This is a genomic window from Rhizobium sp. SVR5-2C (genome assembly GCF_056755115.1).
This window is the reverse complement of record NZ_JBNDHT010000268.1, coordinates 1-2,674: the sequence shown is the minus strand read 5'-3', so window position 1 is coordinate 2,674 and position 2,674 is coordinate 1. Positions and strand designations below refer to the sequence as shown.

3 protein-coding genes are annotated in these 2,674 nt (G+C 55.9%); 1 reads left to right on the top strand and 2 read right to left on the bottom strand.

The genetic code is table 11. The annotated features are described in order from the left end of the window. Positions 1-297: 297 nt before the first annotated feature. Positions 298-960, bottom strand: coding sequence for an MEDS domain-containing protein (locus ACPYOI_RS35415; protein ID WP_481424094.1), 663 nt, complete (start codon positions 958-960; stop codon positions 298-300). A gap of 191 nt (positions 961-1,151) precedes the next feature. Here ACPYOI_RS35415 and ACPYOI_RS35410 point away from each other — a divergent pair, with 191 nt between their 5' ends. After that, on the top strand, positions 1,152-2,480 hold the full coding sequence (locus tag ACPYOI_RS35410; RefSeq protein WP_481424093.1) for a sensor histidine kinase: 1,329 nt from the start codon (positions 1,152-1,154) through the stop codon (positions 2,478-2,480). Here ACPYOI_RS35410 and ACPYOI_RS35405 read toward each other — a convergent pair. Continuing rightward, on the bottom strand, positions 2,477-2,674 hold a 198-nt coding region (locus ACPYOI_RS35405), incomplete at its 5' end, for a hypothetical protein (RefSeq protein ID WP_481424092.1). The genes ACPYOI_RS35410 and ACPYOI_RS35405 overlap by 4 nt on opposite strands.

The window sequence follows — 2,674 nt, the reverse complement described above, 5'->3', positions numbered from 1 at the left end:
CCGTCTCGTCATGGCGGCAATCCTCGAAACTACTTGAAGCATGTTGGTCAAGGTGCGACCGGGACACCGCTTACGACGATCCATCGGTATCGCACCCGTCAACGTGCAGGGAAAATCGCGCTTACTCTTCAAAGACTTTCAGACCTATTTGAAGCTGCTGAAGGCCCGCGAGGCTAAGCGAACCGGACTTGCGATGCACAACGGGGGTAAATGTGCCGGTGAGCTAACGGCTGCGGCAAATAACAGCTGTTGGGAACTTTGCCCTCCGCACGAAGACCTTGAACGCCAACGAAATACTCAGCAACATCTTTGATGGGCCGCTCTACGAAGCCTCAGGTCAGATAACACCTCTTCGGGTCTGATATAAAACGGGTTCTCGTGGAGCACGCCTCCTATTATAACGAGCGGGTGAGTCCTAAGACTCCTAATGACCAAGTCGCCGCCCCAGTTCTCGATGCGATATACGCAGATCACAGCGTCTCCGTTAGGTGGAGATTGGCTCACACTCTGCTCAAAGCTCGCTTCATACTCGATGAGCTCATCGCGGTCGCCCGCAACCGCCCATTCCATGTGCCCGATAAACCGGGTCCGGGGATATCCTAACCGGGTGCTTTCGATGCTCACATCCGAGAACGCTGCAAAGACCCTTTTTTGCTCAAAGGCGCCATCTTTGAAAAAGATATCAGACCAGTCGCGAAGCAGGAATTGGCCGGACTTCCTAACCGCATCCACATCTATTCCGGCCGCCGTCATACGGTGGATGTGTTCCTCCTTCCGGGAGGGGTCAACAACGTGATGCGCCCTCTCGCCTTTATCCAACCCTTCCTTTATGAACGGTAGGAGCACGCGGTACTCCTCATCCGCGTCAAGAAACAGTCCGCAGATATGCCCTAAAGCATCGGGAAGCTCACGCTTCGTGCTCTGTGAAAGGGCTCCTATCGAATGATAAACGCTGCTCATAGCATCCTCCGAACGTTGGGCTGCTAGCTGCCTGACTATCTCCATTGGGAGCCGGCCTCACGCGGGAGGTAGCCTTCTCAGACCTGCCGGCCTAAGATGACATAGAACGGGCCAGCGGGCAATTAAGGAGAAACGACGCCTGCGCTCGCTGCTCTAGAGGAAAGCGGGCCGCTTGAAGGAGGCGATTGCCAATGCAAGCAGATGATCCACAAAGCACGGAGATCAGAAATCTGAAAGCTTGCATCGGCGATCTACTCGGCATCCTGACGCTGCCAGCGGTTTGGTCTGGCGCAAGCTCAACCCGTATGGCCAACAATCTAGCGGACGTGCTTACCGATGCTCTCCGTGCAGACTTTGTGTTTGTTCGCCTGCAGGGCTATGACCGCGAAAAGGCGATCGAGATAAGCCGGAATTCTACGAATTGGTCAGACCAGGTCAGCATCGAAATCCTGAACTCCGCGCTGGCCGTTTGGCTCTCCTCCTCCGCCGAAGTCCTAAACGACGGGAGCAGAATCCAGCATAATAATGAGGAGTTGTCGTTCATCTATTCTGGAATCGGCCTGCAGAACGAATTCGGTGTGGCCATTGTCGGTGCCCGCCGCGCCGAGTTCCCGCAGCAACCGGAGCGGCTGCTCCTGAAGGCCACAGTGAACCAGGCGGTCGTCTGCCTGCAGTATAACGCGCGGCTTTCGGAGCAACAGCGCCGCGCGGCAGAACTTGATCGTCTGGTTGGCCTCAGGACCGCTGAACTCGCGGCCAGCCATGACAAATTAGTTCGCGAAATTACAGAGCGAACACACATCGAAGCCACGCTTGCCCATGCTAATCGTGTGGCTACGATCGGCCAAATGTCCGCTGCAATCTCCCATGAGCTGAGGCAACCACTTGCGAGTGTCGTGACCAACAGCTACGCCGCACTGAACTGGTTGAGGAATGAGCCGCCGAACATCTCTGAGGCTCGGAAGACGCTTCAAGGTATCGCCGCTGAGGGGCTCAGGGCCGGTAAAATTCTCGACCGGACGCGCAGGCTGATGAAGAAGGAGCCGCCCAAGCGCGAGGCAGTCGACTTAAACGCGCTACTCGTCGAGACCATGACTCTGGTAATGCCGCACGCAAGCTTGAGAAGAGTATCCATCCAAACTGATTTCGATGATCAAATGCCAACGATTTTTGTTGACCGCGTTCAGATTCAGCAAGTGGTCTTGAATCTGCTATCGAACGCGGTAGAGGCCGTCGGGGCGACTGCCTCCTCGTCACGAGATATACACCTAACTTCGAGCTATCTACCCCCCGGCGTGGCGAAGGTCGCGGTCTCGGATACAGGCCCTGGAATACCTCATGAGAACCTTACTCGGTTGTTCGACGCATTCTTCACGACCAAGGCTGACGGGTTGGGACTAGGTCTAGCCATATGTCGCAGCATCGTCGAATCACACGACGGACACCTCTGGGCCGAAGCCGGTCTTTCTGGCGGGGCAACTTTTCACGTGTCACTGCCGGTTAGCAAACTGGATTGCTAGTGACCTTGCCCCCAAGTTTTATCCAATTTTGAGTTCGCTCCAGCGGTTTTTAGTTTCGGTATTTGCGGCGGTAGCGGCGGGTTGCGGTGCGAAGCGGCGTTGGTGCACGGATCTGGAGAGCATGACGGATCTCGATCTTTGATGACGTTGGCTAGGCTACCTTTGCCTTGCGGCGAGCGGATTTCGGGCGGGCG